1 protein-coding gene is annotated in these 1,153 nt (G+C 61.4%); it reads left to right on the top strand.

The features are described 5' to 3' along the window. The first annotated feature begins 65 nt into the window (after positions 1-65). Positions 66-1,037, top strand: a complete 972-nt coding sequence (locus GHT07_RS21235; protein WP_153587089.1) for an IS5 family transposase — start codon at positions 66-68, stop codon at positions 1,035-1,037. The last annotated feature ends 116 nt before the right edge of the window (positions 1,038-1,153 follow it).

Consider the following 1,153-nt stretch of genomic DNA (forward strand, 5'->3'; position numbering starts at 1 on the left):
TAGGGAATCTCTGAATAAGTCCACCGATGATGCCTTCGTGCGTTGATCTTGCAAAGGAGCACGCGATGAGTCAGATCAGCTTTGCGGATGCGGAGTACGCGGGCAAGAGGAAGAAGACACGGCGAGAAGTCTTCCTCGAGGAGATGAATCAGGTGGTGCCGTGGAAGGCGCTGCTCAAAGTCATCGAGCCGCACTATCCGGTGGCCGGGCGTGGCCGCAGGCCCTACCCGATCGAAGCGATGCTGCGAGTGCACCTGATGCAGAACTGGTTTGCGCTGAGCGATCCGGCGATGGAAGAAGCACTGTATGAGATCGCTTCGCTTCGCAACTTCGCCGGGCTTGCCTTGAGCGAGCCGATCCCCGACGAGACGACGATCCTGAACTTCCGCCACATGCTCGAAGCGTCGGACCTGGCTGAAGACATCTTCAAGCAGGTCAACGCGCTGCTCGCGCGCAAGGGGCTTCTTCTCAAGCGAGGCAGCATCGTGGATGCGACGATCATCGCGGCGCCCAGCTCGACGAAGAACGAGCAGGGCGAGCGCGACCCCGAGATGCATCAGACCAAGAAGGGCAACCAGTGGCACTTCGGCATGAAGGCGCACATTGGCGTGGACGCGGACAGCGGCCTGGTGCACACGGTGACGACCACGGCGGCGAACGAAGCAGACGTCGAGCAAGTGGCCGATCTGCTGCACGGCAAGGAGCAGCAGGTGTGGGCCGACTCGGGCTATCGCGGCGCGCCGGCCCGAGTGGCTCGCGATGTGAAGTGGCACATCGCGGCGCGCCCGAGCGACATCGCCAAGCTGCCAGAAGGAGTAGCCAAGACGCGAGTGCAACAACGCGAGCACGCCAAGGCCAGCATGCGCGCAAAGGTAGAGCATCCCTTCCGCGTCATCAAGCGCCAGTTCGGCTTGGCAAAGGTGCGCTTCAAGGGCTTGCAGAAGAACACCGCACACCTGCTGACACTGTTCGCGCTGTCGAACCTGTGGATGGCGCGAAGGCAGTTGATGGGACAGGTGCGTCCGCAGATGGCCTGAGGGCCAAAAGCGCTGCCGAAAACACACTGGAACGCGCTTCAAACCATGCAAATGTTCGAAACTCGCAGCTATCGCGCCGTCAAAGCGGGCTCGTTTGCGAGTTGATCAGACCTTCC

Origin of the sequence: Caenimonas koreensis DSM 17982 (genome assembly GCF_009646335.1) — a bacterium.
Classification (GTDB): Bacteria; Pseudomonadota; Gammaproteobacteria; order Burkholderiales; family Burkholderiaceae_C; genus Ramlibacter; species Ramlibacter koreensis.